This window comes from Arthrobacter sp. P4_H3, from assembly GCF_056400885.1.
Genome location: NZ_JBFUKK010000020.1, coordinates 12,537 through 39,296 on the forward strand (window position 1 = coordinate 12,537; position 26,760 = coordinate 39,296).

A 26,760-nucleotide genomic window follows, 5' to 3' on the forward strand; every position below is an offset into this window, starting at 1 on the left:
CCACCGGCCCTAGTAGTCAATCCTGGAGTCGAGCGTGTTCCAGGTGTTGAACGGTTGGAGGACCGGCGGCGCCTGGGGGTCCCCGAGTTCCAGCTTGGTCACCGGCATCAGCGCGTCACGCTGGTCGTTTTCGAAGTATTCGTAGAACACGGCGTCGTCGAAGCCGACGGAGGCTGCGTCGTGCCGGTCCGCCGCGAACACCACGCGCTCCACCCGTGCCCACAGCGCCGAGGCCAGGCACATGGGGCACGGCTCGCAGCTGGTGTAGAGGGTGGCTCCGGTGAGGTCGAACGTGCCAAGTTCGCTGCACGCCCGGCGGATGGCCGTGACTTCGGCGTGGGCTGTGGGGTCATTCGTGGCGGTGACGCGGTTGACGCCGTCGAACGTTTTTCCGTCTGCCGTGACAATGACGGCGCCAAACGGTCCGCCGCTGTTCAGGACGTTGGCCGTGGCCAACTCGATGGATTTGGCCAGGAATTCCTGGGCCGTGACGGTGGTACTCATGATGCGACTCCCTTTGCTTGGAAGCCGGTACGCCGAGGTGGAACGAAAGGGCCAGATGCGACGGTTACCAGGCTTCAGCATGTGCTTTTGAAGGTTAAGTTGCGCCTGGTAGATAGCTTCCCCGTAGTCCCGGGGGCCCGCCTTTGGCAAAATCGAGATTAGCACCAGAACGTGAGCTGCGCCATAGGTTTTGGAAAGTTAATTTCGTGATGTGAAATTTGGATGTCCAAGTTGTCACATCGGGTTGGCTCCGCCCGGAGCGTTGACGCGCCCCTTCCCGCCGTCCTACGCTGATGCCCAACCGGCGCTCGCGTTACCTGCCGCCGGGAGCCTGGATCAGCAGACAGGCCTTCACTGAGCTGGCATTTCATCCGCACACTCAGACAGGAGCGCCCACATGTCCACGCACCCCCCGCACCCCCCTCACCCCACGGAATCCCGGCTCTGGATCCGGAATCCGCTCGCAGCCTTCACCGCCAACACCCTGGACGCCTCCGGCGGCATCGTGGTCAGCGGCGGAGTCATCACGGAGGTTCTGGCCGCCGGCCAGCTCCCGTCCGCACCCTGCCAGGAGACATTCGACGCCTCCGGGCATGTGCTGCTGCCGGGCCTGATCAACACGCACCACCACTTCTACCAAACGCTTACCCGCGCCTGGGGTCCGGTGGCCAACGCACCCCTGTTCCCGTGGCTGCAGAACCTGTATCCCGTCTGGGCACGGCTCAAGCCGCGGGACCTGGAGCTGGCCACCACCGTTGCGCTCGCGGAACTGCTGCTCTCCGGCTGCACCACTGCCGCGGACCATCACTACCTTTTCCCCGACGGCATGGAAGACGCCATCGACATTGAGGTCCGGGCAGTGCGCGAGCTGGGCATGCGGGCAACCCTCACCCGCGGTTCCATGACACTCGGGGAGGACGACGGCGGGCTGCCGCCGCAGTCGACTGTCCAGGCGCCGGAAGTGATCCTGGCGGATAGCGAACGGCTCATCCGCGAGTACCACGAGCGCGGCGACGGCGCCGTCATCCAGATTGCCCTGGCCCCGTGCTCGCCGTTTTCCGTGACGAAGGAGATCATGGCCGAAAGCGCCGCCCTGGCGGAACGGCACGACGTACGCCTGCACACGCACCTGGCCGAAACCCTGGACGAGGAAGACTTCTGCCGCGAGATGTTCGGCCTGCGCACCGTGGAGTACCTGGAGAGCGTGGGATGGCTGGGCAGCCGGACCTGGCTGGGCCACGGCATCCACTTCACCGACGCCGAGATCGCCGCGCTGGGGGCCGCGGGCACCGCCGTCGCGCACTGCCCCACCTCGAACATGCGGCTGGCCTCGGGCACTGCCCGCGTGCTCGAACTGGAAGACGCGGGAGTGCCTGTGGGCCTGGGAGTGGACGGTTCGGCGTCGAACGATGCCTCGAACATGATCCTCGAGGCGCGGCAGGCGCTGTACCTGCAGCGGCTGCGCTACGGGGCTCAGGTCCCGGTGGAACGGGCGCTGGGCTGGGCGACGCGCGGGTCGGCGGCGGTGCTGGGCCGGTCCGACCTGGGGCAGCTGGCCCCCGGAATGCAGGCGGACCTGGCCCTGTTCCGGCTGGACGGCCTGCGCTTCTCCGGCAGCCATGACCCCCTCGCCGCACTCCTGCTCTGCGGGGCGGACCGGGCCGACCGGGTGATGGTGGGCGGGCAGTGGCGCGTGGTGGACGGGCAGATTCCCGGACTCGATGTTGCCGGACTCATCGCGGAGCACTCGGCCGCGGCGCGGAAGCTGGTGGCGGGGTAGCTCTCGCTGTCTGGCTGGGACATCCGATCGTTGCTAGCGTGACGGAATGAACCCGTCGAAGGCCCCGGCCGAGATCCTCACCATTGACGGCGCCGAGGTGCGCATCTCGAGTCCGGATAAGGTGGTGTTCCCCGAGCCAGGGCTGACGAAGCTCGACCTGGTGCGCTACTACCTCGCCGTCGCGGACGGTGCGCTGCGCGGCGCCGGCGGCCGGCCAATGGTGCTCAAGCGCTTCCCGAAGGGCATCGACGCCGAACCGTTCTTCCAGAAGCGCGTGCCCGAAAACCATCCCGCCTTCATCGATACGGCAACCCTGCACTACGCGTCCGGGACGTCGGCTGAGGAGGCCGTCATCCGAAATGCCGCGGGCCTGGCGTGGGTGGTGAATCTGGGGTGCCTCGACCTGAACCCGCATCCCGTGCGCGCGGAGGACCTCGAGCACCCCGACGAGCTCCGGGTCGACCTCGATCCGATGCCCGGCGTCGACTGGTCCCAGATCGTCGACGTCGCGTATGTGGCGCGGGAGGTGCTCGGCGACGTGGGACTCGTGGGTTGGCCGAAAACGAGCGGGTCGCGCGGACTCCATATCCTGGTGCGCATCGCGCCGCAGTGGTCGTACCGCGACGTGCGGCTCGCTGCCGAGACTCTTGCCCGCGAGGTCGAGAACCGCGCGCCCGGCCTCGCCACCGCGCGGTGGTGGAAGGAGGAGCGCGGCGAGAGCGTGTTCGTCGACTTCAACCAGAACGCCAAGGACCGCACCGTGGCATCCGCGTACTCAATCCGGGCACTGCCGGATGCCCGGGTGTCGACGCCGCTCACCTGGGACGACGTCCGCTCCACCCGGCCGGAACAGTTCACGGTGCGCACAGTACTCGAGCGCTTCGCGGAGGTGGGCGACCCCCACGCCGGCATCGACGACGCGGTCGGCTCACTCGGCGGTCTCCTCGCCTTGGCTACCGAGCTCGGCCCCGCCGAGAAGCCGCCCCGCGGCGGCGACGGCTCCGGCCGCAGGCAGTCGGTGATGCCGCTCATCGAGGTGGCCCGCACCCGGACCAAGCCCGAGGCGCTCGCGGCACTCGATGAGTGGAAGACCCGGCATCCGGATCTCATCCCGGCCCTGCATCCGGCCGATGTGCTCGTCGACGGAATGCGCGGGTCGAGTTCGCTCTGGTACCGGGTACGGGTGAACCTGCAGCACGTTCCCGAAGCGGACCGTCCGGCTCAGGAGGAGCTCATCGCCGACTACGACCCCTGGGCCGGCAAGGAGTGGCCGGGGCGGACGGGTCCTGACACCGGCGACGCGCAAAGTTCCTCGTGACGCGCAAAAGGCCTGGCGACACCCGAATTCGGGTGTCGCCAGGCCTTTTGCGTGTCGCTTACCGGATTGCGCGTCCCGAGCTACGGGCGCTGCCGGCCGAAAACCGGGAGCGCCCGCAGCCAGCGGGAGAGTCCGCGGTCGGTGCGGTCACAGTCGGCCGGGATGTAGAAATCGGGATCCGTGGCGCCGAACGGCAGGTACAGCTCCTGGCCGGGTGCCGGAAAGTCAGCGACGTTGTTCTTATCCTGCGAGTCCATCTGTTCCTCCTCGTTCTTGCGGGGCTTCATTTCCGTCATTCGGAAAAGATTTATTGTTATGTGGAAATCCTAGTGGCCGAACCGGGGCGGGTCAAGACCCCTGCCCAATGCCGCCCCCTCACGCGAGGGGCCGCGCCGGTCACAATCCGATTTTTCGATTAGTGATGTACACCACGGCAAAGCTCGGCTACGCTTTAAGTCAACTCGTGGCGTAGGTCACGTAACCTGGGAGCAGCAGGCAGGGTCGTAATGAGCTGGCGTCATTGGATGCCGGCTCTTTTTTGTTGGGTCGGCTCCATCAGAAACGCGTGGGAAACACGCGCTTAATTTCAATGATGGAACCTAGGTTCCACATCACGGAAGTTGGGAACAGACCATGAGCAGCAAAATCATCCTCGGCCAGAACCAGTACGGCAAGGCCGAAGTCCGCGTCGTCAAGATCACCAGGGACACCGACCGCCACGAGATCGAAGACCTGAACGTCACCTCGCAGCTCCGCGGGGACTTCACCGCGGCCCACCTCGAAGGCGATAACAGCCACGTCGTGGCCACGGACACGCAGAAGAACACCATCTACGCCTTTGCCCGCGACGGCATCGGCTCGCCGGAGGCTTTCCTCCTGCGCCTGGGCGAGCACTTCACCTCCAGCTTCGACTGGGTCACCGGCGGCCGCTGGGAAGCCGAGTCCTACAGCTGGAACCGGATCCAGGCCCACGGTGCGGAGCACGACCACTCCTTCGTGCGCAACGGCCAGGAAGTCCGCACCGCCGTGCTGGTCCGCGACGGCGCGGCAACGCACCTCATCTCGGGCCTCAAGGACCTTACGGTGCTCAAGTCCACCCAGTCCGGATTCGTGGGATACCCGAAGGACCAGTACACCACCCTGCCCGAGACCACGGACCGCATCCTGGCCACGGACGTTTCCGCACGCTGGCGCTTCAATGCCAACACCGATTTCAGCGCCCTTGATTTCAACAAGAGCTACGAAGACGTCAAGAGCCTCCTCCTGGAAGGCTTCACCGAAAAGTACTCGCACGCCCTGCAGCAGACTCTGTTCGACATGGGTGCCAAGGTCCTGGAAGCCCACGGCGAGATTGACGAGATCAAGTTCTCGATGCCCAACAAGCACCACTTCCTGGTGGACCTCTCGCCGTTCGGCCTCGACAACCCGAACGAGGTCTTCTTTGCCGCCGACCGCCCGTACGGCCTGATCGAGGCTACGGTCCAGCGCGAAGACGCCGCTGCGGCGGACGTCGCCTGGAACGGCATCGCCGGCTTCTGCTAAACCCCTCCTAGCGCGCCCGTTCCGCCGGCTCGGAGTTTTTGTCCGGATATCGAGGCCTTACCACCCCTAAGCGGCCATTATCTGGACAAAAACTCCGGCCCGGGCCCTCAACGATTCAAAACTGTTAGCCAGACACCGTTAGCCAGACAAAGACGTCTGCCATGAACACCAAGAAAGTCTGCCATGAACATCAAGAAGAAATCGGCTGCAGTAGCCGGCACCGGCCGCAAGCAGTCCGACCGCCCGGAGGACCAGCGGCTTCCCCTCGGAAGCACCTTCGCCTACGGCTTCCAGCACGTCCTCACCATGTACGGCGGCATCATCGCCCCGCCGCTGATCATCGGCGCAGCTGCCGGGATGTCTTCGCAGGACATCGGCCTGCTGATTGCCGCCTGCCTCTTCGTCGGCGGCCTGGCCACGATCCTCCAGACTGTCGGCATCCGGTTCTTCGGATCCCAGCTGCCCCTGGTCCAGGGCGTCTCCTTTGCCGGCGTCTCCACCATGGTGGCGATCGTCCACGGCGGCGGCGGCATCCAGGCCGTCTTCGGCTCCGTGATCGCCGCTTCGCTGATCGGGCTGCTCATCACCCCGCTGTTTTCCAAGATCATCCGCTTCTTCCCGCCGGTGGTCACAGGCACGGTAATCACCACCATCGGCCTGACGCTGATGCCGGTCGCGGCCAACTGGGCCATGGGCGGCAACAGCAAGGCGCCGAACTACGGCAGCGTGGCCAACATCGGCCTGGCTGCGGCAACCATGGCAATTGTCCTGTTGCTAAGCAAGGTGGGCAGCGCCGCGATCTCCAGGCTTTCCATCCTGCTGGCGATGGTGCTCGGCACGGTGATTGCCTTCGTCTTCGGCATGGCTGACTTCTCCAAGGTGGGCCAGGGAGACATCGTCGCGTTCCCCACCCCGTTCGCGTTCGGTCCGCCCACCTTCGAAATCGCCGCGATCATCTCCATGCTGATCGTCATCCTGGTGACGCTCACCGAGACCTCCGCGGACATCATTGCGGTCGGCGAGATCGTGGGCACCAAGGTGGACTCCAAGCGCATCGGCGACGGCCTGCGGGCGGACATGCTCTCCAGCGCCATCTCGCCCCTGTTCAACTCCTTCACCCAGAGCGCCTTCGCCCAGAACGTGGGCCTGGTTGCCATCACGGGCGTCAAGAGCCGGTTCGTGGTCAGCGCCGGCGGCCTGATCCTGGTGATCCTGGGCCTCCTGCCGGTTCTTGGCCGGGTTGTGGCAGCGGTGCCGACTCCCGTCCTGGGCGGCGCCGGCGTCGTACTCTTTGGCACGGTTGCCGCCAGCGGCATCCGGACACTTGCCAAAGTGGAGTACAAGAACAACATGAACCTGATCATCGTGGCTGCGTCCATCGGTTTCGGCATGATTCCGATTGCGGCTCCGGCGTTCTACGATCAGTTCCCGTCCTGGTTCGGCACCATCTTCCACTCCGGCATCAGCTCGGCCGCCATCATGGCCATCCTGCTGAACCTGCTGTTCAACCACCTCAAAGCCGGCAACTCGGAGAACCAGTCCGTGTTTGTGGCCGGCACGGGGCGCGTGGTCCGCGAAGAGGACCTCAAGTGCCTGGCCGACGGCGACCGCTACGAAGGCGGCAAGCTGATCGACTGCGACGGCAAGGAAGTCCCGGTGGAGTCGTCGTCGAAGTCTGAGCACTAAGGCTCCCGCGCCAGTTCCCGGCCACCGGCACACAAGCGCGAACGGACAGTTGCGGCCCTCTTTCCCAACCTTGGATGAAGGGCCTCAACTGTCCGTTCGCGCGTGCTCGTGTTGATGCCTGATGCCTGATGCCTGATGCCCCGGATGCTGCCGGCGTGAGACGGTTGTTTCATGAGGATCGACGAACGTATCGAACGGCACTATGCGGAGCTGAGCCCCCAGGAACAGAAGGCGGCAGACACGCTCTTGGACCGTCTCGGCGACCTCGCTACCTACAACGCCGCGGAACTCGCCAGGCTCAGTGGAGTCTCCAAGGCAACCATGAGCCGGCTGTTCCGGCGGCTCGGCTTCGAGGATTTCAATGAGGTCAAGGAACACACACGGTCCATCCGTTCCAGCGGCATGCCGCTCGGTCCGCAGTCGTCCGACGACGGCCTGGCCGCCCACCTGGGGCAGGAACAGGAAAACCTGCGGCGCCTGGCGGAATCTTTCGACGAGGACAAGCTGTCCGGGGCCAGCAGCGCCCTCGCCAGCGCCGGAACCGTGCTGCTGCTCGGCTTCCGCAACAGCTATCCGGTGGCCCTGCATTTACGGCAGCAACTGCTCCAGTGCCGCAAGGGCGTGGCAGTTGCCCCTCAGCCCGGGCAGAGCCTTGGCGAAGAGCTCGCTGGGCTGGGATCCGGGGACGCGGTTGTCCTCTTCGGCTTCCGACGGCGGCCCGCTGAGTTCCGCAAAGTCCTCCAGGCAGCTTCGGCCACCGGGGCCGCAATCATTCTGATCGGCGACCCGAGCGCCCGCCGGCTGGCTGCCGACGCCACCCTTTGGTTCGAGTGCCCGCTGGATGGCGCCCACGCCTTTGACAGCTACGCTGCGGCGATGAGCCTGGTCACCGTGCTGGCGAACGGCGTACTCCTGGTGCTGGGACGTGCCGGCCGCGAGCGGGTGCGGGAGGTCACGGGCCTGTTCGACTCGCTGGGCGAGATCGAGGCTCGCTGACGCCGCCACGGCGGAAGTAAAGAGGATTTGTTCCAGTAGAAACAGCACTGAAACATTGGTTCCATCTAATTGAGAGCGTGAAACGGCCGGACCGGCGGCTGTCCCAATCTTTAGAGGAATCCATGACAGAATCCGCAACGGCCGCGGCCCAGGTTGAAGCACCAGCCCGCACCGGCCAACTCCCCGACTACGATCCGCAGCTCAGCAACGAGGACCTCGTGCCGCTGAAGAACCAGCGCTGGACCAGCTACAACCTCTTCGCCTTCTGGATGTCGGACGTGCACAGCATCGGCGGCTACGTGACGGCAGGAAGCCTGTTCGCGCTGGGCCTGGCCAGCTGGCAGGTCCTGGTAGCTCTGCTGATCGGCATCGTGATCGTCAATGTCTTCTGCAACCTCGTGGCCAAGCCCAGCCAGCTCACCGGCGTCCCGTACCCGGTCATCAACAGGGCGGTGTTCGGCGTCAAAGGCGCCAACATCCCGGCCATCATCCGCGGACTGATCGCAGTCGCCTGGTACGGCGTCCAGACCTTCCTGGCGTCCGAGGCACTGGTGATCGTCTTCCTGAAGTTCTTCCCCGGCATGGCGCCGCTGTACGACGTCGAACAGAACGGCTTCCTGGGGCTCTCCACCCTGGGGTGGATCTGCTACGGCATCCTCTGGGTGGCCCAGGCCGCACTGTTCTGGAACGGCATGGAGAGCATCCGCAAGTTCATCGACTTCGCCGGCCCCGCCGTGTACGTGGTGATGCTGGTCCTGGCCATCTACCTGGTCTCCAAGGCCGGTATCGGCAACATCAGCCTGAACCTGTCCAGCGGCGAGCCCTTGGACTTCGCCGCCTCCATCCCCGTGATGATCTCCGCAATCGCCCTGGTGGTGTCTTACTTCTCCGGGCCGATGCTCAACTTCGGTGACTTCGCGCGCTACGGCAAGAGCTACAAGACGGTCAAGAAGGGGAATCTCCTGGGCCTGCCGGTGAACTTCCTGTTCTTCTCACTCCTGACCGTGATCACGGCGTCCGCCACCATCCCGGTGTTCGGCCACCTCATCACGGACCCGGTAAAGACAGTCCAGGAAATCGACACGGTGTTCGCCGTGCTGCTGGGCGGGCTCACCTTCGTCATCGCAACGGTGGGCATCAACATCGTGGCCAACTTCATCTCGCCGGCCTTCGATTTCTCCAACGTCAGCCCGCAGAAAATCAGCTGGCGGGCGGGCGGCATGATTGCCGCCGTCGGCTCCGTCATCCTCACCCCATGGAACTGGTACTCCAACAACGACGCCATCCACTACACGCTGGGCGTCCTGGGCGCGTTGATCGGGCCGCTGTTCGGCATCCTGATCGCCGGGTACTACGTGGTCAGCCGCCAGAAGGTCTGGGTGGATGACATGTACACGCTGAAGACCACCGGCCGGTACTGGTTCCGGAACGGCTACAACCCGAACGCCGTCAAGGCCGTGGCCATCAGCGGCGCCATCTCCATCGCGTCCGTGGTGATTCCCAAAATCCTTCTCGACACCGGCGCCACCGCGGTGAACGCCACCTGGATCGGAAACTACAGCTGGTTCCTCGGATGCGCACTTGGCTACGTCGTCTTCCGGGCTCTGGAGCGCAAGTCCCCGATGATCTCGCTCGAGCCTGCCGGCGGAGACAGCGGCGCGGTCAGCGACGGCACGCTGGTTTAGCACCCGCCGCCGTCGAACACTCCGACTATGTGACGCCGAACGGACAGTTGCGGCCCTCTTTCCCAAAGGATTGAGGGCCTCAACTGTCCGTTCGCGCGTGCTGCTCCCGCCGTCGTCGTACGGACGCGGGACGTACGGACGCGGGACGTACGGCGGCGGGACCTAGCTTTGGTTGAGCTCGTCCGAGATCGTCTGGGCTGCTTCGCGCAGCAGCGGCACAGCACGTTCCGCGAAGGACTGGTCCACGCGGGACACCGGCCCGGACACCGAGATGGCCGTGGGCGTCGGCGCATTCGGGACAGCCATTGCGAAGCAGCGGACGCCGATCTCCTGCTCCTCCTCGTCGATGGAATAGCCGCGTTCACGGATCAGCTTCAGGTCCAGGAGCAGGGTGTCGATGTCGCCGATGCTCTTGGGCGTGGGCGTGGGCATGCCGCTGCGCTGGATGATGCCGCGGACGGTGTCGTCGTCCAGCTGGGCCAGGATCGCCTTGCCGACGCCGGTGGCGTGGGTGTGCGCGCGGCGGCCCACCTCGGTGAACATGCGCATGGAATGCAATGACGGCACCTGGGCCACGTAGATGACCATGTCCGAGTCCAGCACGGCCATGTTGGACGTCTCCCCGAGCCGGTCCACGAGGGATTTGAGCTGCGGCCGGGCCAGTGCTCCGAGCTGCTTGTTGGCGCCTTCGCCAAGCCGGATGAGCCGCGGGCCGAGGGCATAACGCCGGTTCGGCAGCTGGCGGATGTAGCCCAGGGTGACCAGGGTGCGCAGCAGGCGGTGGATGGTGGGGAGCGGCAGATCGGTGGAGGAAGAAAGCTCGCTGAGCGTGACGTCTCCGCCCGCGTCAGTAATCAGTTCCAAAAGTTCGAAGACGCGCTCAACGGACTGCACGCCTCCCGGGGCTTTTTCAGCCATAACCGTGGTCTCCTGCGGTATCGGTTCCGACAACTCTTATCCACATCGTGAAAAAAATTGCTTAGAAGTCCCAAGATACAGCACGCTCCGGCCATCGTCGATGCGCCTTCGGGGCTTGTGTTTCCACAAAGTAGATAATAATATCCATAATACGAAAACATTTGATTGAGCACCAAGCCCTGATGTGCAGCGCATCGGGGCCCGACCAGGAGGAACATTCAATGGCGAACCCGAGCCCCGGAAATTCGATCACCCTGCGCGTTGAAGCACCGTCCAGCTTCACCGCCACGAGCGAGCTGGCCGCCGCCGTCGGAGCCGCCGGCGCAGCAATCACCGCCCTGGACGTCACCGAGTCCCACCACGAGACCCTGGTTGTGGACGTCACCTGCAACACCACCGATGACGAACACGCCGCCCGCGTCAAGGACGCCCTGAACGCGCTCGACGGCGTCACGGTCCAGCACGTTTCCGACCGCACCTTCCTGATGCACCTCGGCGGCAAGCTCGAGGTCGTCCCGAAGGTGGCTCTCCGCAACCGCGACGACCTTTCCCGCGCCTACACCCCCGGCGTCGCCCGCGTCTGCCTGGCCATCGCGGAAGACCCGTCAGCGGCCCGCAACCTGACGGTCAAGCGCAACACGATCGCCGTCCTTACCGACGGTTCAGCCGTCCTTGGCCTGGGCAACATTGGCCCGGCCGCCGCGCTGCCCGTCATGGAAGGCAAAGCCGCCCTTTTCAAGCAGTTCGCCAATGTTGACGCCTGGCCGGTCTGCCTGGACACCCAGGACACCGAGGAAATCATCATGATCGCCAAGGCCATGGCCCCCGTCTACGGCGGCATCAACCTCGAGGACATCGCGGCGCCGCGCTGCTTCGAGATTGAGAACCGCCTCCGCGAAGAACTGGACATTCCGGTCTTCCACGACGACCAGCACGGCACGGCAATCGTCACCCTGGCCGCTTTGGTCAACGCCCTGCGCGTGGTGGACAAGAAGCTCTCCGAGGTCAAGATCGTTGTCTCCGGCGTCGGCGCCGCAGGCTCGGCCATCATCCAGCTCCTCAAGGCCCAGGGTGCACGGCACATCATCGCCGCCGGCCGCTCCGGCGCCATCCACTCCGGCCAGGAATACAGCGACGAACACCGCAGCTGGATCGCAGCCAACACCAACGAAGAAGGCTTCTCCGGAACCCTGCACGAGGCCATCGTCGGAGCGGATGTCTTTATCGGTGTCAGCGCCCCCCATGTGATCGGCGAGGAGCAGGTGGCCGCAATGGCTGAGAACGCCATTGTATTCGCCATGGCCAACCCCACACCGGAAATCGACCCGGTGGTAGCGTCGAAGCATGCGGCAGTGGTGGCTACGGGGCGCAGCGACTTCCCCAACCAGATCAACAACGTACTGGCATTCCCGGGGTTCTTCCGCGGGCTGCTGGATGCCGGGGCCTCAGACATCACGCCGGACATGCTGGTGGCCGCAGCGGAGGCGATTGCCAACCGCGTGGCGGACGATGAACTCAACGCCAGCTACATCATCCCCAGCGTCTTCGACCCCCACGTTGCCGGCGACGTCGCAAGTGCCGTAGCACAAGCAGCAGCCAATGCAGCCAAAGCCGCGCACGCAACCCCAGAACCCGCCAACGCCTGATTCGCAAGCCTAGAAAGGACCCGGACAATGGCTCTCTCAGTCACAGACCCGCAGCCGATTGCACGAGCAGAGGAAATCCTCACCCCGAAGGCACTGGCCTTTGTGGAGGAGCTCCACAAGCGGTTTGCGGGCACCCGCGCCGAACTCCTCAAAGCCCGCGTGGCCAAGCGCGAGCAGGTAGCCCGGACCGGAAAGCTTGATTTCCTGCCGGAAACCAAGGATGTCCGCGAGGGCGACTGGAAGGTTGCGCCGGCGCCTGCAGCACTGCAGGACCGCCGAGTGGAAATGACCGGCCCCGCCTCACCGGCCAAGATGGCCATCAACGCCCTCAACTCCGGAGCCAAGGTGTGGCTGGCCGACCTCGAAGACGCCAGCACGCCCACCTGGGCCAACGTCATCGACGCCATCCTTAACCTGCGCGATGCCGCCACCGGATCCCTGAGCTACACCTCCCCCGAGGGCAAGGAATACCGGCTCCGCACCGATGCTCCGCTCGCCGTGGTTGTGGCCCGTCCCCGAGGCTGGCACATGGATGAACGCCACCTCCTGCTCAACGGCGAACACACCGTGGGCGCACTGGTGGACTTCGGCCTGCACTTCTTCCACGTGGCCAAGCAGCTCGTCCTCAACGGCCACGGTCCGTACTACTACCTGCCCAAGATGGAAAGCCACCTTGAGGCGAGGCTCTGGAACGACGTGTTCGTCTTCGCGCAGGAATTCCTGGGCCTCCCGCAGGGCACCATCAAGGCCACCGTGCTGATCGAGACCATCCCCGCAGCGTTCGAGATGGACGAAATCCTGTACGAGCTCCGCGACCACGCCGCCGGGCTGAACGCCGGACGGTGGGACTACCTGTTCAGCATCATCAAGTACTTCCGCGATGCCGGAGCGGACTTTGTGCTGCCGGACCGCGCCACGGTGGCTATGACGGCACCCTTCATGCGCGCCTACACCGAGCTGCTGGTCAAGACGTGCCACCACCGCGGCGCCTTTGCCATGGGCGGCATGGCTGCAGTCATCCCCAACCGGCGCGAACCCGAGGTCACCGCCCAGGCGTTCGAGAAGGTCCGTGCGGACAAGACGCGCGAGGCCAACGACGGCTTTGACGGCTCCTGGGTTGCGCACCCGGATCTGGTGCCGGTGTGCCAGGAAGTGTTCGATTCCGTCCTCGGGGAGCGCCCCAACCAGCTGGACAAGCAGCGCCCGGAGGTCAGCGTCACCGCGGACCAGCTGCTGGACATCGCCTCGGCTGACGGCACGGTCACCGAGGCCGGGCTGCGCCTGAACCTCTACGTCGCCGTCGCGTATACGGCCGTGTGGATTTCGGGCAACGGCGCGGTGGCCATCCACAACCTGATGGAGGATGCCGCCACGGCCGAGATCTCCCGCTCACAGGTCTGGCAGCAGATCCGCAACGAGGTGGTCCTGGCCGACACCGGCAATACGGTCACGCGTGAACTGGTCAGCACCATCCTCGCCGAGGAAACCGAAAAGCTCCGCAGTGAAGTGGGCGAGGAAGCCTTCGCGAAGTACTACCTCCCAGCCAGCGAGCTGATCGCGGACATCTGCCTTTCCGAGGACTACACGGACTTCCTCACCACTCCGGCCTACGAACTGGTGGGCTGAGGCATGGCAGTACCCTCAGGTTCCCTCAGCCCCAACGATCTCGCGCAGATCGACGCCCAGCTGGCCGCCACCGACCAGCTGCTGGAGCGCAATTACCCGGGTGACGACGGCAGCCGCCAGCCGGTACATACCGTGTATGTACCGGCGGACCGTTTCACGCCGTCGTTCGCCGCTGACTGGGGCGCCCAGGCGCTGGCGACCACGGATGCCCACGGCGGCCTCGGCCGTCTCGGCCACCTGCTGGGCCAGGACGCCGACCTCGCCCAGGCAGTGGCGTCCCGTGTCCAGGCGAAACTGGAAAACGAACCGATCGAGGACCTGCGCCTGGACTTCGAGGACGGGTTCGGGGACAGGGGCGACGACGCCGAGGACGCTGCCGCTGTAGCGGCAGCTTCCGCCGTGGCCGCCGCCGTTGCGGCCGGCACAGCGCCCCCGTTCATCGGCATCCGCTTCAAGTGCTTCGAGGCGGCCACCCGGGCCCGCGGCCTGCGTACGCTGGACCTGTTTGTCTCGGGCCTGGCCGCAGCGGGCGAACTCCCGCAGGGCCTGATCCTCACCCTGCCCAAGGTCACCACCGTGGCGCAGGTCAAGGCCATGGATTTCGCCGTCTCCCGGCTGGAGGAAGCCCATGCGCTGCCCGCAGGCCGGCTGCGGTTCGAGGTGCAGGTGGAGACCCCGCAGCTCATCCTCGGACCGGAGGGCACCTCACCGGTGGCGCAGCTTCCGCACGCCGTCCCGGGCCGGATCAGCGGCCTGCACTACGGCACCTATGACTACTCCGCCTCCCTGCAGATCTCCGCCGAATACCAGTCCATGGAACATCCGGTGGCGGACTACGCCAAGGAGGTCATGCAGCTGGCAGTGGCCGGAACGGGCATCCGGCTGTCGGACGGTTCCACCAACATCATCCCGGTGGGCGACAACGTGGAGAATGCGTGGCGCCTGCACGGGCGGCTGGTGCGGCGTTCCCTGGAACGCGGCTACTACCAGGGCTGGGACCTGCACCCGGCCCAGCTGCCCAGCCGGTTCGCGGCCACCTACGCGTTCTACCGCCAGGGGCTGCCCGCCGCGGCGGCCCGGCTGCGCAACTACGTGGATCACACCGAAGGCGGGGTCATGGACGAACCCGCCACGGCCCGGGCGCTGGCCGCATTCGTGCTGCGCGGCGTCCAGTGCGGCGCCGTGGGCGCCGACGACGTCCAGGCGCTTGCCGGCGTCGGAATCCCCCAACTCACCGGCCTGGCCCACCCAAGGCTGGCCCACTCCACTTCGAAGTAAGGACCCAATGATGGGCAAGTACTACTACCCCCAGGGCGGCCTGCCGCCGCAGACCCACCTCACCACTGAACGGGCCATCGTCACGGAGGCCTACACGGTCATCCCCAAGGGCGTCATGACCGACATCGTGACCAGCACCCTGCCGGGATTCTCCAACACCCGTTCCTGGATCCTGGCCCGCCCTATCTCCGGGTTTGCCACCACGTTCTCCCAGCTGATCGTGGAGATCGGACCCGGCGGCGGTGCCCCGAAGGCCGAGTTCGAAGCAGGCGTCGAAGGCGTCGTCTTCGTCACCAAGGGCAAGGTCAACCTGACCCTCGACGGCGAACTGCACCCGCTGGAGGAAGGCGGCTACGCCTACCTGGCGGCCGGTTCCACCTGGGGCCTGGAAAACGTCTCGGACGACATCGTCTCGTTCCAATGGATCCGCAAGGCCTATGAGCGGCTCGAAGGTTACGAGGCCAAGTCGTTCGTCACCAGTGACGCGGAAGTCGAACCCACCGCGATGCCGGATACGGACGGCGCCTGGAAGACCACCCGCTTCACGGATTCCAGCGACCTGGCCCACGACATGCAGGTGAACATTGTGACGTTCCAGCCGGGCGGCGTCATCCCGTTCCCGGAGACCCATGTCATGGAGCACGGCCTGTACGTGCTGGAGGGCAAGGCCATGTACCTGCTCAACAACGACTGGGTGGAAGTGGAGGCCGGCGACTTTATGTGGCTGCGCGCCTTCTGCCCGCAGGCCTGCTACGCCGGTGGTCCCGGCCAGTTCCGGTACCTCCTGTACAAGGACATGAACCGTCAGATCCGGTTGACCTAGCCCACCGAGACTGTCGCCCACCGAGCGACGCCGAGATCGCCGGAAGTCTGCCAATTCGCCGTTGGCTTCCGGCGATTTCGCGCGTTTCCGGCGAATTCGGCGGCATCTGCCAGCTATTGACGCGTCCGAACGCCCTGAGGAACATGAGTTTCGTGGCACGGATTCGCGCACTGCCGTTCCGGACCGCGGCCGCGGCAACCGTCGCCGTACTGGTCGCCGCACTGGGCGGCTGCACTGCGGCCCCGGAGCCGCCGGAGCAGCCCTCGTCCCTGGCACGGCTGGCGGCAGCGCTGGAAGAGTTTGGCAACGAAATGCTCGACGACGGCGCCCCCGCCGTCCTGATGCAGGCCAAAGTGCGGGGCCAAGAATGGTCCCGCACTTCCGGTGTCAGAAGCCTGGAGGGCCGGGAACCGCTGGAGATTCACAATCCCACGCCAATCGGAAGGGTGACCGAATCCTTCGTTGCCGTGTCCGTGCTCAAACTCGCAGCGGAAGGCAGACTTGGCCTTGAGGACCCTGTCAGCCAGCATTTGCCGGACTTCGAGAGCATCATGCACCCGCCTGGGCCCGTCACGATCCGGCGGCTGCTGCAGCACGAATCCGGGATGCCGGACTACCTCATCCCGCTCCTTCAACAGGGCAGCCCGGGCGAGGTGCTGGCCACCGCCCGCAGCCACCGGGAACTCCTCGCCTTGGCCGCGACCCAGCGGTGGGAGCCGAGGCTGGCGCAGGGTTATGAGTACTCGGGTTCAAACTACATCGCGCTGGGCATGATCGTGGAACGGCTGCGCGGCCTGCCGATCGGCGACGTATTGCGGTCCGACGTGACCGGGCCGCTCGGCCTCACCGCCACGTGGATGACCGAACGCGGTCCCGTCCCTCCCGCGCTGGTCCACGGCTACGTCACCAGTTCCGGCGAGCGCCTCGACGTCAGCTATCCCGCGCTCCGCGCCGGCGATCCTGCCGGGGGCCTGGTGTCCAGCGTCGGCGATTTGAACACGTTTTATGCCGCGCTGCTCGAGGGCCGCCTGATCCCACGGGCCATGGTCACGGACATGCAGACCCCGCCATACGCCCGGTACGGGATGGGGATTCAACGCTGGAACGATACCTGCACCAACAACTTCTACTACGGCCGCGCCGGGGACACAGCCGGCTACGGCACTATTTCGATGTCCAGCGCCGACGGAACCCGGCAGGCATCGGTCTCCCTCGCTACCCCGCCGCAGCCCTTCAGCGTGAAGGGCAACGGCATGGCGGAGGACCTGATGGACGTCGTCGAGGAAGCACTCAACGCCAGTTGCTAAAACACGCAGAAGCCGCCGACACGGCATGACAAACGGCCCTTCTGGCGGCACCCCCGCCGACGTAGAGTGAGGCATGCCCACCACAGCCGGCGAGGTCCTGACAAACTACTTGGCCCAGCAGCTCGCCGAGCTCAGGCATCAGGAGCCCTTGGTGCGCCAGGACGAACCGGACTCAGTCCATCAGATGCGGATGTGCGCCCGCCGGCTGCGGTCAGTGCTCGCAACAGGGAAGAAGCTCTTTGACGACGGCGCCGTGACTGATGTGAGGGCAGAGCTGAAGTGGCTCTCCGAGGTGCTCGGTTCGGCGCGGGATCCGGAAGTTATCCACGACCGGCTCCGGGAGCTTTTGGCCGGCGAACCCGAAGCGTTGGTCTTCGGACCAGCGGCCCAGCAAATCGACAACGAACTTGATTCAACGTCCGCCGCTGGCCGCCGCGCCGTCCTGGAGGCCCTCGACGGCGGCCGTTACACCACCCTGGTTTCCCGCCTTGAGGAGCTGGTAGCGGCTCCGCCCCTGGCCGCGAAAGCTGCAGGCGGCGCCCGCAAGACCATGCGGAAGCTGGTGTCCAGGGAAACCAAAAGGGTCCGGCGCAGAGTGCGGGCACTGCACGAACAGCACGACGGCGGCAGTCCCGCGGCGAGCTCCGGTTCCACTCCGGACGGTACGGCCCGCGACGCCGGCCTTCATGAAGTGCGCAAGGCGGCCAAGCGGCTCCGCTACGCTGCCGAGGCCGCCGCACCGGTTGCGGGGAAGAAGTCCGCAAGAATGGCCAAACGTGCCCACGAACTCCAGCAGATCCTTGGCCTTCACCAGGACAGCGTGGTGGCACGGCACCTCCTCGCCGATCTTGGCGGACGGGCCTTCCGCAGCGGGGAGAGCGGCTTCACGTACGGTCGGCTCCACGCGCGGGAAGAAGCACGTGCGGAACGGGCCGGGGCTAAATTCAGGAAGGCCTGGAAGAAGTTTCCCCGCAGCTAAGCAGAAAAACTAAGCAAACTGAGTAAATCCCTTGCCTGAGGAGGCAGCGGATCATAGCGTTGGATCATCCCCAGCATCGAGGAAAGGCAACGACATGACGCTGTACCAGCCAGAGCCGGTGGAGATTTCCACGCGGATGCGTCCCGGCGAGTGGACCGAATCCAGCCTTGAAGACCTGGTCACGTCCTACCGGGCCAAGCTCATGGAAATGGGGGCGGGGCCTACCGATGTCATCACCGAGGTGGAACGGGACGACGACGGCTCCGTCAGTGTTGCGGTGTCCTGGAACAAGGGCGACATCGCCGACGCCTAGGACCTGTCGGCGAGCCTGCCTACGGCGCTGTCACGCAGGTTCGCCAGCAGGTCCCGGGGATTCTCGTAAATTTCCACGGCACCAGCCTCCAGCAGCTCCGCCGCGCTGGTACCGCCGCAGGTGAGCCCGATCGTGGGAATGCCCAACCTGGCGGCGGCGTATACGTCCCACACGGCGTCGCCGACGTAAACCGCATCCTCGGCCGACAGGCCAACGGCCTCCAGTGCCGCCTCGAGGATGTCCGGGTCCGGCTTGCTTTCCTTGGCATCATTGGCGCTGGTGGCAGCGTGGATGAAGGAATCGGCGCGAAGCGTGGCGCGCAGCACCCCAAGGTCCTGCGCACGGGCCGATGATGCGAGCGCCACGGCGAATCCGCTTTCATAGCACTGGGCCAGGAGGTCCCGCGCCCCGTCGAACGCGCGCAGCGCGGGCCAATAGGTGGCGAACACCGCACCGTGGGCGGCCATAATTTCCGCATCGCGGGCCTTGTCGCGCCCGGCCGGAAGGAGCCGGTCAACCAGCTTGTCCCCTCCCATGCCGACACAGCGGTGAATGGACGCCATCGGTACATCCAGGCCTGCCTGCCTGAACGCCTGCCACCATGCGAGGGTATGGAGGTAACTGGAATCCACCAGGGTCCCGTCGACGTCGAAGAGAACGCCGCGTTTCCGCCGGGCGCGGGGTCCGATGTTGGGCATGGCCACCTTTAGGCTCAGTGATGCGTGCGGGCTCGCTTTTGACCTGTGGTTCCCGTCGGCCGCCCCGCCCCCAGAACGCCTATGTTCTTGGGCGCCTTGACGTGTTGCCGCACCGGCGGCTGCTTGAGCGGCTCGGAGTCCTGGCTTTCGCTCAGGTCACGGATCAGGCCGGTTCCCGCGATCTCCCGGGCCTTCGCCACACCCGCCGCGGCGGCGCGCTTGGTGGGAAAGGTGACTGAGATGGCCATCAGGGTTCCGGTTCCGTCGATGAGCTTGACGCGGTAGCCGCCGTCGGGGGCATCAACCAGCTCGAAGTATCCAGCCATTGCAACTCCTCCGTTTACACCCCGATCTGAGGTATTAGTAAGTATACTTACCTCTGCTGGATAGGGAAGTCCCGAGGCATGTCCGGGCGACGGCTTCCGGGCTAGAGTACAGCGGTTTGGCGAAGAACCTGGCGCTGACGGCCCAGTCCTTCGACTTCCAGCTCCAGCACATCGCCGTCCCGAAGATAGGGAAAACGTCCGGAGAGGGCCACGCCTTCCGGGGTACCGGTCAGAACGATGTCGCCGGCTTCCAGGACCATGAACTGGCTCAAGTGGTGCACGATGGCGGGAACGTCGAAGATGAGGTCCGCCGTGGATGAGTCCTGGCGCGGCTCGCCATTTACCCAGGTCCGCAGCCGAAGGTCCGTTGCGTCCAGGTCAGCGGCCGGGACGAACCACGGGCCAAGGGGCGTGGACGCCGGCAGCGACTTTCCTTTGACCCACTGGCCGGCCGCGCCGGGCAACTGGTAGTCCCGCTCTGAAAGGTCGTTGGCCAGGACGTAACCGGCAATGCAGTCCGCGGCCTCGCCCACCGACCTCAGGTAGGAGGTGCGCCGCCCGATCACGACGGCGAGCTCAACTTCCCAGTCGTACTTGCGGGACAGCGGCGGGATGGGGGCGTCGTCGAACGGGCCTGCCACCGTGTTGGCTGGCTTGAGGAACACCACCGGCACGTCCGGCACGGCGGCACCTGACTCGGCCGCATGGCCGGCGTAGTTCAGGCCGATGCCCACCAGCGCGCCGGGGCGGGCCAGCGGGGCACCCGTGCGAAGCGCACCGGCGTCCGTGATCTCGGCCAGGTTCCCGGCAGCGAGCGCGTCCCGGACGCGGTCAACGCCACCGGCTTCCAGGAACGTTCCGTCGATGTCCGCTGTGAGGCCCGCGAGGGAATACCATTTTCCGTTCGAGTCTGCCCCGCCGGGCTGAACGGCCGGCTGCTCCCTGCCTGGATCTCCGAGACGCGCAAATTTCACCGGTCAACACTCCTTCGTGCCTGCTCCGAATAGGTTCCGTGACCATGGAACCACGCAGCTGCCCCCGGCCCCCAGCTGAACGAAATGTGACCGCCTCGCGGGCCGCCGCAGTCCGCCGGCTGGCCGCCGGCTCCCCCGTCAGCTCCCCCGGACGGGGGTGTCGCTGCGGTGCACGCTGTCCTCGTGCAGTTCCAGTGCACTCATGATCAGTGCGAAGTGGCTGAAGGCCTGCGGAGTGTTCCCCAGCTGGCGGCCGCTTTCGACGCCCCATTCCTCGCTCAGGAGACCCACGTCGTTGCGCAGCGCCAGGAGCCGCTCGAACAGTTCCTTGGCTTCGCGGCGCCGCCCCACGCCGATGAGGGCTTCCACCAGCCAGAAGGAACAGGCGAGGAAAACGCCCTCGTCCCCCGGAAGGCCGTCGTCGGCTTCCGCCGTCCGGTAGCGCAGCAGGAACCCATCGTGGGTGAGTTCGCGCTGCACGGCTTCAATGGTGCCCACCACCCTGGGGTCGTCCGGCGGGAGGAAGCCGACGCGGGGCAGGAGCAGGAGGCTGGCGTCCAGCTCCGGCCGCCCATAGGACTGCACAAAGGTGCTCCGCTCCGCGTCGAACCCGTGGGCCATGACATCGGCGCGGATGGTGTCCCGGAGCTCCTCCCAGCGGTCAGCCGGGCCCACCAGACCGAAATCCCGTACGCCCTTGACCATCCGGTCGGCGGCAACCCATGCCATCACCTTTGAGTGGGTGAAGTGGCGGCGGGGACCTCTCATCTCCCACAGGCCGTTGTCGGGCCGCCGCCAGGCACCCTCAAGGTGTTCCATCAGGGCAACCTGGACGTCCCAGGCCTCGTCGCTGTGCTTCAGCAGGGAGTGCCTGGTCAGGGACAGGCAGTCCAGGACCTCGCCCCACACGTCCAGCTGGAGCTGGCCGGCGGCACCGTTGCCGATCCGCACCGGAGCGGACTTTTCGTAGCCCTGCAGCCACGGGAGCTCCATTTCCGGCAGCCTCCGCTCGCCGTGGATGCCGTACATGATCTGCAGGTCCGCGGGGTCGCCGGCCACTGCCCGCAGTAGCCAGTCGCGCCAGGAGGCTGCCTCTTCGGTATAGCCGGCGGCAAGCAGTGCCTGCAGCGTGAGCGTGGCGTCCCGGAGCCAGCAATAGCGGTAGTCCCAGTTGCGGGAGCCACCCAGCTGCTCCGGCAGGGACGTGGTCACAGCAGCCACGATGCCGCCCGTTGGATCGTAGGTCAGTGCCTTGAGCGTGATCAGCGAGCGCTGGATGGCCTCACGGTAGGGGCCGGTGATGGTGCATTTCGCGGACCAATCCAGCCAGAAAGCCTCCGTGGACGCCAGGACAGCCTCCGGATCGATGGACCGCGGACGGTAAAGGTGGCTGGGCGACCAGGTGAGCACGAAGGGCACTCTCTCCCCCGCCCTGACGGTGAAGTCGCTGACAGTCTTCATGCGCTCGCCGCGCAGGGGTGCGTCAGTGACCAGGTAGGCCGCATCGGGGCCGGCGACGGCGTGGATTCCGTGGTCATCGTGCCGGACCCAGGGGACGATGTGTCCGTAGTCGAACCGCAGGGCCAGTTCGCCCCGCATCCTGACGTGTCCGCGGACGCCAACCACGATCCGCACAATGTCCGCCACGGCGTCACGGGGCGGCATGAAGTCGATGACCTTCACCTTTCCGCTTTCGGTTTCCCATTCGGTCTCCAGAATGAGCGTCCCCTTGCGGTAACGGCGCCGGGTGCAGTCTCCGCCGCCGGCAGGTGCCAGCAGCCACCGTCCCGACTTGGGTGTGTCCAGCAGCGCGTTGAAGCAGGCCGGCGAATCGAAACGCGGCAGGCATAGCCAGTCGATGGAACCCTCGGTACTGATGAGTGCCGCCGTGTGCAGGTCGCCCACCACCGCGTAGTCCTCTATGCGTGCCATGGGACTCACAGTGCCACATGCCGCCTCGGCGGACTACTATCCATGGCATGCTGCAACGGAATGTCGGAGATTCGATTCCGGCCGTATGCGTTGTACGCGCGGCTGACTGACGGCGAGGGGCAACTTGGGGATCCACATCGGCACGTCCGGCTGGAGCTACGACCACTGGGAGAACGTGCTCTACCCGCCGGGGCTGCCGGCGCGCGACCGGCTGGCGCACTATGCGGCGCGCTTCAATACCGTGGAGCTCAACGCGAGTTTCTACCGCTGGCCCCGGGAGTCCTCGTTCGCGAGCTGGCGCCGCCGCCTCCCCGCGGGGTTTGCGATGTCGGTCAAGGCCCCCCGCGGCCTGACGCACGGCAAGAAGCTATACGGCCCCGAGGTGTGGGTGGAGCGGATCATCAGTTGCTGGCATGAGCTGGGTGACAAACGCGCCGTGCTACTGGTCCAGCTCCCGCCTGATTTCGGCCGCGATGATGCCCGTCTTGGCTACTTCCTGGCGGCGTTGCCGTGGTGGGTCCGCGTGGCGGTGGAGTTCCGGCACCCCAGCTGGGACCATCCTGACGTGTACGCCCTGCTGGAGCGCCACGCGGCCGCTTATTGCATCATGAGCGGCGCAAACCTCCCCTGCATCCTGCGGGCTACGGCGCCGTTCGTGTACGTCCGCCTGCACGGCCCGGACCACCAGCACCTCTACGGGGGCTCCTATTCGGAGGATGACCTTCGATGGTGGGCAGACCGCGTCCGGGAGTGGCAGGGCTCGGGCAAGGACGTGTTCGTCTATTTCAATAACGACGGCGGCGGCAACGCCGTGCGGAACGCCGACACGTTGCGGTGGCTGCTCGGAGAGGGCTGACTCACCTGCAACGGCCCCTTGGCAGGGAGCTCCCGCTGCACCTCCGGCGGGTTGTTACGGTGCAGCGCCTTAGTGTCCGGCGGCGGTTGCCGGAGGGCCCCCTTGTGGCAGAGTGGAGGCATGGAATTGGCGTCGCAGGAATCACAGTTGCCCGGAAACCACGCGCTCCGGGTGGCACACAAGGTCTCGGATACGGTCAACGGCGTCCGCATCCAGCTGGCCCGGCGCTGGAATTTTGTTCCGCAGACCCTTGCCTACCAGGGGTACGGCTCCACGTCGTGGGTGCGGGTCCTTGGCCGGGTAGTCCTCACCACCAAGCCGAAACCAGGCAGCCGCGCTGAGCACGCCGCGAAGAACGGCAACCAGAATGTCCGCGGCTGGAGGGCGTTCACCAGCGTGCCCCTGCAGTTCACCAGTGTGGACATCGAAATCGAGGGTGTGACTACCCGCGTCAAGGCGGACCGTGGCGGCCTGGTTGACACAGTGGTAAAGGTTGAACTGTCCCCGGGCTGGCACACCGCTACACTGCGCGCCGAAGGGACCGAGGCCGTGAAGGCCAGCATCCTGGTCATAGGCCCGGACACCAGGTTCGGAATCGTGTCCGACATCGACGACACCGTGATGGTCACGGCGCTCCCCCGCCCTTTCCTGGCCTTGTGGAACACCTTTGTACTGAGTGAGCGGGCGCGGATGGCCACACCCGGCATGCCGGTGCTGATGGACAGGCTGGTGGTGGAACACCCGGACGCCCCGGTGATCTACCTTTCCACCGGACCATGGAATGCGGCCCCGACGCTGGCTCGTTTCCTCAGCCGCAACATGTACCCGGCGGGCCCCCTGCTCCTGACGGACTGGGGGCTGACCCAGGACCGCTGGTTCCGCAGCGGCCAGGAGCACAAGAACGGCAACCTGGACCGGCTCGCGCAGGAATTCCCGGATGTGCGGTGGCTGCTGATCGGCGACAACGGCCAGCATGACGAGCAGATCTACTCCAGGTTCGCCCGGGATCACGGCGACCGCGTTGCCGCCATTGCCATCCGCCAGCTCTCCGTTGGCGAATCAGTCCTGGCGGGCGGCCACTCTGAAAACGGGGACCACAGTGCCTCCGCCGTCCCGTGGATCTACTCCCCCGACGGTGCAGGCATCACCAGGGGCCTCGCCGACCTGAAACTGGTCTGACCTGCGGGCTGGACCCAGCCTGCACGCGCATCCCGTCAGGGGACAGGCTCCGACTCTCCGGCAGCATCGGCAGCACCGGCGTCAACTGCAGTGGCGGCCGCGTCCTTGCGCGCGGCGAGCACCTCCTGGAGCCAGTAGTAGGAAGCCTTGGGCGTCCTTGCCAGCGTTTCGAAGTCAACGTGCAGGAGACCGAACGGCTGCTTGTAGCCGGCTGACCATTCAAAGTTGTCCAGCAGCGACCACACGTAATAGCCACGAAGGTCAATGGCCTCCGCCTCGCCGCCCGGGGCTGTGGCCTCCAGCGCTGTGGCGATGTGCTGGGCCAGGTAGCGCAGCCGCCGCTCGTCGGGAATGATGATCCGGTCCGCGGCCCTGTCCCGGACCACAATGTCCTCAAAACTTCCCCCGCCCTCGGTAATGAAGACCGGCGGCAGGTCCGGGTAGCGTTCCGCCATTTCCCTGAGCGCCACCGCCATGTATTCGGGCTTGATGGGCCAGCCGTAGGCGGTCGTTTCGGCGTCGGGGAAGGGGGCGATGTGGAACGGGGCCCCGGGTGCGGTTCCGCTCAGGTCGTCCCCCATGGCCTCCGCCATCCCTGGCGGAACTGCACCTTCGCCGGGCCCGGCGGCAACACTCGTGGGCATGTAGTAGTTCAGGCCATAGAAATCCATGGGCTGGGAGATAAGTTGCATGTCTTCGTCGGAGGGGCTGAACGGGGTAAAGAACGTGGCAGCCCGGATGACGTCCGGGTACTTTCCGAGCAGGACCGGGTCCGCGAACAGCCTGTTCTGGAAGACGTCCATGAGCCCCGCACTCAGCTTGTCCAATGGATTGCCTGACGCGGGAACCATGGGCGAGTACACATTAGTCATGCCGATTTCGCCCGGGACTTTCGCTGCTCGCAGCGCCTGCATGGCCAGGCCGTGGGCAAGCAGCTGGTGATGGACGGTGGGCAGGGCCTGCAGGAGCTGCGATTCACCCGGCGCATGAAGGCCAAGGGCATAGCCATTGGTGGTGACCGTGGCCGGTTCGTTGACCGTCACCCAGCGTGCCACCCGGTCGCCGTAGGCAGCAGCCGCTATCGAGGCAAACTCGGCCAGCCGGTACGCCGTGTCCCGGTTCATCCAGCCGCCGGCTTCGTCCAGGGGAAGGGGCGTATCCCAGTGGTAGAGGGTCACCATCGGCGAAATACCGCTGGCGAGCAACAGGTCCAGCAGCCTGTCGTAGAAATCGAGCCCCGGCCTGTTGACCGGGCCGCTGCCGCCCGGCTGGATCCGTGACCAGGACAGTGAGAACCGGTAGGAATCGATCCCCAGTTCCTTCATCAGTGCAACGTCTTCGGGCATCCGGTGGTAGTGGTCGCAGGCAATGACGGGGCTGTGGCCGTCCACGATCGCGCCGTGCTTCTGCGCGAACACGTCCCACCCGGAGGGTCCGCGGCCGTCCTCGTCGAGGGCACCCTCGATCTGGAAGGCGGCGGTTGCAACCCCCAGGGTGAAGGACGGCGGGATCTTTGCTGCCAGGTCTTTGGCGGAGAAGGTCATTGGCTCGATCCCTTATGTAGTTTGCGGGTAGTGGATTGATATTAGTGCACCGCGGGCTCCGTGCCGAAGAGAAATTCCTTGGCGTGCGCCAAGGCTTTCTTGAAGGCATCATTGCGCAAGGTGATCAGGTGCTCCGTGTCATTTGCCGCCGGTTCCAGGTAACCGGTGAATCCCGGCCGAAGCACCCAGATGTCGCCCGTCGGCGGGAGATAGAAGACGCCAAAGGACCGGTGTTGGGGGTCGTCCGGCGTCCAGATCGGGACTACTGCGAGTGCCGCGCCCGACTCGGGATGGATCCACTGCGCCCGCGGGAGCGGCTCCTCATGGGCCTCCGGGTCCAGGAACGGGGCTGTGCCCGCACCCCATCTCTGCTCAAAGCGTTCATGGAACGCCGGAATCAAGTGGGAATCATAACGGCGCCAGGCGCTCATGGACTGCTCCTTCTCTTCTTATCCGGTTCCCGCTGTCCGGAGCCTGCCTTCGGGCCGCGTTCCCAGAGCACGGGACTAACCCGCAGCAGCGGAGGCTGCTGCGCATGAACATGGCGGACCGGCACCTCGATCGGCCCGCCGCGGCGGGTGGTCGGGACGGACATGGTGCGGTCATATGCGGCGCGGGTTTTCGGATCCCCGAGCACCGCAAAAGCCTCCATGATGTCCAGCAGCCCGCTGCCGCCGTCGGCTTTACCGCCATTGCCGGTCCCACGGCCGGCCGGCACGGTGCCGTCGACGTCCGGGTGGTGGAGCCGCATCAGCGCGCGGTATGCGCGCGCGATTTCCCGCCGGGTGGCCGTTCTGTCCACCTTCAGCACTTCGTAATAGTCAGGCGGTTGATTACTCATGGCCATAGT

25 protein-coding genes are annotated in these 26,760 nt (G+C 65.8%); 15 read left to right on the plus strand and 10 right to left on the minus strand.

Features of this window, described 5'->3' with window-relative positions; translation table 11 throughout:
- Positions 1-9: 9 nt before the first annotated feature.
- Positions 10-504 (minus strand): nucleoside deaminase, encoded by a 495-nt coding sequence (locus tag AC1DRE_RS20260; RefSeq protein ID WP_476986296.1) that lies wholly within the window; start codon positions 502-504, stop codon positions 10-12.
- Positions 505-901: 397 nt separating this feature from the next.
- On the opposite strand from AC1DRE_RS20260, the gene AC1DRE_RS20265 reads away from it, so the two are divergent.
- Both AC1DRE_RS20265 and ligD read left to right on the plus strand, forming a co-directional pair.
- Entirely contained in the window at positions 902-2,284 is a 1,383-nt protein-coding gene (locus AC1DRE_RS20265; RefSeq protein WP_476986297.1) for an 8-oxoguanine deaminase, read from the plus strand.
- A gap of 46 nt (positions 2,285-2,330) precedes the next feature.
- Positions 2,331-3,602 (plus strand): non-homologous end-joining DNA ligase, encoded by a 1,272-nt coding sequence (ligD, locus tag AC1DRE_RS20270; RefSeq protein ID WP_476986298.1) that lies wholly within the window; start codon positions 2,331-2,333, stop codon positions 3,600-3,602.
- 80 nt (positions 3,603-3,682) lie between these two features.
- On the opposite strand, the gene AC1DRE_RS20275 is transcribed toward ligD, so the two are convergent.
- Positions 3,683-3,898: a hypothetical protein gene (locus AC1DRE_RS20275; protein WP_476986299.1), complete on the minus strand. Its 216-nt coding sequence runs from the start codon at positions 3,896-3,898 to the stop codon at positions 3,683-3,685.
- Between the two features lie 337 nt (positions 3,899-4,235).
- Here AC1DRE_RS20275 and pucL point away from each other — a divergent pair, with 337 nt between their 5' ends.
- From pucL to AC1DRE_RS20295, 4 genes are all read left to right on the plus strand, one after another.
- A complete protein-coding gene (gene pucL / locus AC1DRE_RS20280) occupies positions 4,236-5,144 on the plus strand; it encodes a factor-independent urate hydroxylase (RefSeq protein WP_476986300.1) in 909 nt (302 codons plus the stop codon).
- Positions 5,145-5,327: 183 nt separating this feature from the next.
- Positions 5,328-6,830, plus strand: a complete 1,503-nt coding sequence (locus AC1DRE_RS20285) for a nucleobase:cation symporter-2 family protein (protein ID WP_476986301.1) — start codon at positions 5,328-5,330, stop codon at positions 6,828-6,830.
- Between the two features lie 171 nt (positions 6,831-7,001).
- A complete protein-coding gene (locus tag AC1DRE_RS20290; RefSeq protein ID WP_476986302.1) occupies positions 7,002-7,826 on the plus strand; it encodes a MurR/RpiR family transcriptional regulator in 825 nt (274 codons plus the stop codon).
- Positions 7,827-7,948: 122 nt separating this feature from the next.
- Positions 7,949-9,511 (plus strand): NCS1 family nucleobase:cation symporter-1, encoded by a 1,563-nt coding sequence (locus AC1DRE_RS20295; RefSeq protein WP_476986303.1) that lies wholly within the window; start codon positions 7,949-7,951, stop codon positions 9,509-9,511.
- A gap of 162 nt (positions 9,512-9,673) precedes the next feature.
- Here AC1DRE_RS20295 and AC1DRE_RS20300 read toward each other — a convergent pair whose 3' ends face one another.
- Positions 9,674-10,429 carry an IclR family transcriptional regulator gene (locus tag AC1DRE_RS20300; protein WP_214951036.1) on the minus strand — a complete coding sequence of 252 codons (756 nt, stop codon included), beginning with the start codon at positions 10,427-10,429 and terminating at the stop codon, positions 9,674-9,676.
- A 221-nt stretch (positions 10,430-10,650) separates the two neighbouring features.
- Here AC1DRE_RS20300 and AC1DRE_RS20305 point away from each other — a divergent pair, with 221 nt between their 5' ends.
- The 7 genes from AC1DRE_RS20305 to AC1DRE_RS20335 all read left to right on the plus strand — a co-directional run bounded on the left by AC1DRE_RS20305 (position 10,651) and on the right by AC1DRE_RS20335 (position 18,401).
- Complete coding sequence (locus AC1DRE_RS20305) at positions 10,651-12,075, plus strand: NAD-dependent malic enzyme (protein WP_476986304.1); 1,425 nt, start codon at positions 10,651-10,653, stop codon at positions 12,073-12,075.
- A 27-nt stretch (positions 12,076-12,102) separates the two neighbouring features.
- On the plus strand, positions 12,103-13,701 hold the full coding sequence (gene aceB / locus AC1DRE_RS20310; protein ID WP_476986305.1) for a malate synthase A: 1,599 nt from the start codon (positions 12,103-12,105) through the stop codon (positions 13,699-13,701).
- A gap of 3 nt (positions 13,702-13,704) precedes the next feature.
- Positions 13,705-14,979, plus strand: a complete 1,275-nt coding sequence (locus AC1DRE_RS20315; RefSeq protein WP_476986306.1) for a DUF6986 family protein — start codon at positions 13,705-13,707, stop codon at positions 14,977-14,979.
- A gap of 10 nt (positions 14,980-14,989) precedes the next feature.
- Positions 14,990-15,802 (plus strand): bifunctional allantoicase/(S)-ureidoglycine aminohydrolase, encoded by an 813-nt coding sequence (locus AC1DRE_RS20320; RefSeq protein WP_476986307.1) that lies wholly within the window; start codon positions 14,990-14,992, stop codon positions 15,800-15,802.
- 143 nt (positions 15,803-15,945) lie between these two features.
- Positions 15,946-17,109, plus strand: a complete 1,164-nt coding sequence (locus AC1DRE_RS20325) for a serine hydrolase domain-containing protein (RefSeq protein WP_476986308.1) — start codon at positions 15,946-15,948, stop codon at positions 17,107-17,109.
- Between the two features lie 73 nt (positions 17,110-17,182).
- Positions 17,183-18,088 carry a CHAD domain-containing protein gene (locus AC1DRE_RS20330; protein WP_476986309.1) on the plus strand — a complete coding sequence of 302 codons (906 nt, stop codon included), beginning with the start codon at positions 17,183-17,185 and terminating at the stop codon, positions 18,086-18,088.
- A 94-nt stretch (positions 18,089-18,182) separates the two neighbouring features.
- On the plus strand, positions 18,183-18,401 hold the full coding sequence (locus AC1DRE_RS20335) for a hypothetical protein (protein WP_476986310.1): 219 nt from the start codon (positions 18,183-18,185) through the stop codon (positions 18,399-18,401).
- Here the strand turns inward: AC1DRE_RS20335 and AC1DRE_RS20340 are convergent.
- The 4 genes from AC1DRE_RS20340 to AC1DRE_RS20355 all read right to left on the minus strand — a co-directional run bounded on the left by AC1DRE_RS20340 (position 18,398) and on the right by AC1DRE_RS20355 (position 22,331).
- Positions 18,398-19,099, minus strand: coding sequence for an HAD family hydrolase (locus tag AC1DRE_RS20340; protein ID WP_476986311.1), 702 nt, complete (start codon positions 19,097-19,099; stop codon positions 18,398-18,400). The two genes, AC1DRE_RS20335 and AC1DRE_RS20340, sit on opposite strands and share 4 nt — an antisense overlap.
- Before the next feature lie 14 nt (positions 19,100-19,113).
- On the minus strand, positions 19,114-19,425 hold the full coding sequence (locus AC1DRE_RS20345; protein ID WP_476986312.1) for a hypothetical protein: 312 nt from the start codon (positions 19,423-19,425) through the stop codon (positions 19,114-19,116).
- Between the two features lie 101 nt (positions 19,426-19,526).
- Entirely contained in the window at positions 19,527-20,399 is an 873-nt protein-coding gene (locus AC1DRE_RS20350) for a fumarylacetoacetate hydrolase family protein (protein ID WP_476986313.1), read from the minus strand.
- 138 nt (positions 20,400-20,537) lie between these two features.
- Complete coding sequence (locus AC1DRE_RS20355; RefSeq protein WP_476986314.1) at positions 20,538-22,331, minus strand: glycoside hydrolase family 15 protein; 1,794 nt, start codon at positions 22,329-22,331, stop codon at positions 20,538-20,540.
- 124 nt (positions 22,332-22,455) lie between these two features.
- Between AC1DRE_RS20355 and AC1DRE_RS20360 the strand changes: the two genes are divergently transcribed.
- Together AC1DRE_RS20360 and AC1DRE_RS20365 are read left to right on the plus strand one after the other, a co-directional pair.
- Positions 22,456-23,187 (plus strand): DUF72 domain-containing protein, encoded by a 732-nt coding sequence (locus AC1DRE_RS20360; protein WP_476986315.1) that lies wholly within the window; start codon positions 22,456-22,458, stop codon positions 23,185-23,187.
- A gap of 120 nt (positions 23,188-23,307) precedes the next feature.
- A complete protein-coding gene (locus AC1DRE_RS20365) occupies positions 23,308-24,366 on the plus strand; it encodes an App1 family protein (RefSeq protein ID WP_476986316.1) in 1,059 nt (352 codons plus the stop codon).
- A 35-nt stretch (positions 24,367-24,401) separates the two neighbouring features.
- Here AC1DRE_RS20365 and AC1DRE_RS20370 read toward each other — a convergent pair whose 3' ends face one another.
- The 3 genes from AC1DRE_RS20370 to AC1DRE_RS20380 are packed head-to-tail and all read right to left on the minus strand — an operon-like array spanning position 24,402 to position 26,751.
- On the minus strand, positions 24,402-25,910 hold the full coding sequence (locus AC1DRE_RS20370; protein WP_476986317.1) for a GH1 family beta-glucosidase: 1,509 nt from the start codon (positions 25,908-25,910) through the stop codon (positions 24,402-24,404).
- Between the two features lie 41 nt (positions 25,911-25,951).
- The gene (locus AC1DRE_RS20375; RefSeq protein ID WP_476986318.1) at positions 25,952-26,341 is read right to left on the minus strand and encodes a hypothetical protein; all 390 of its coding nucleotides are present in this window, start codon (positions 26,339-26,341) and stop codon (positions 25,952-25,954) included.
- Positions 26,338-26,751, minus strand: a complete 414-nt coding sequence (locus AC1DRE_RS20380) for a J domain-containing protein (RefSeq protein ID WP_476986319.1) — start codon at positions 26,749-26,751, stop codon at positions 26,338-26,340. Before AC1DRE_RS20380 ends, AC1DRE_RS20375 begins: the two co-directional genes overlap by 4 nt.
- Positions 26,752-26,760: the final 9 nt, after the last annotated feature.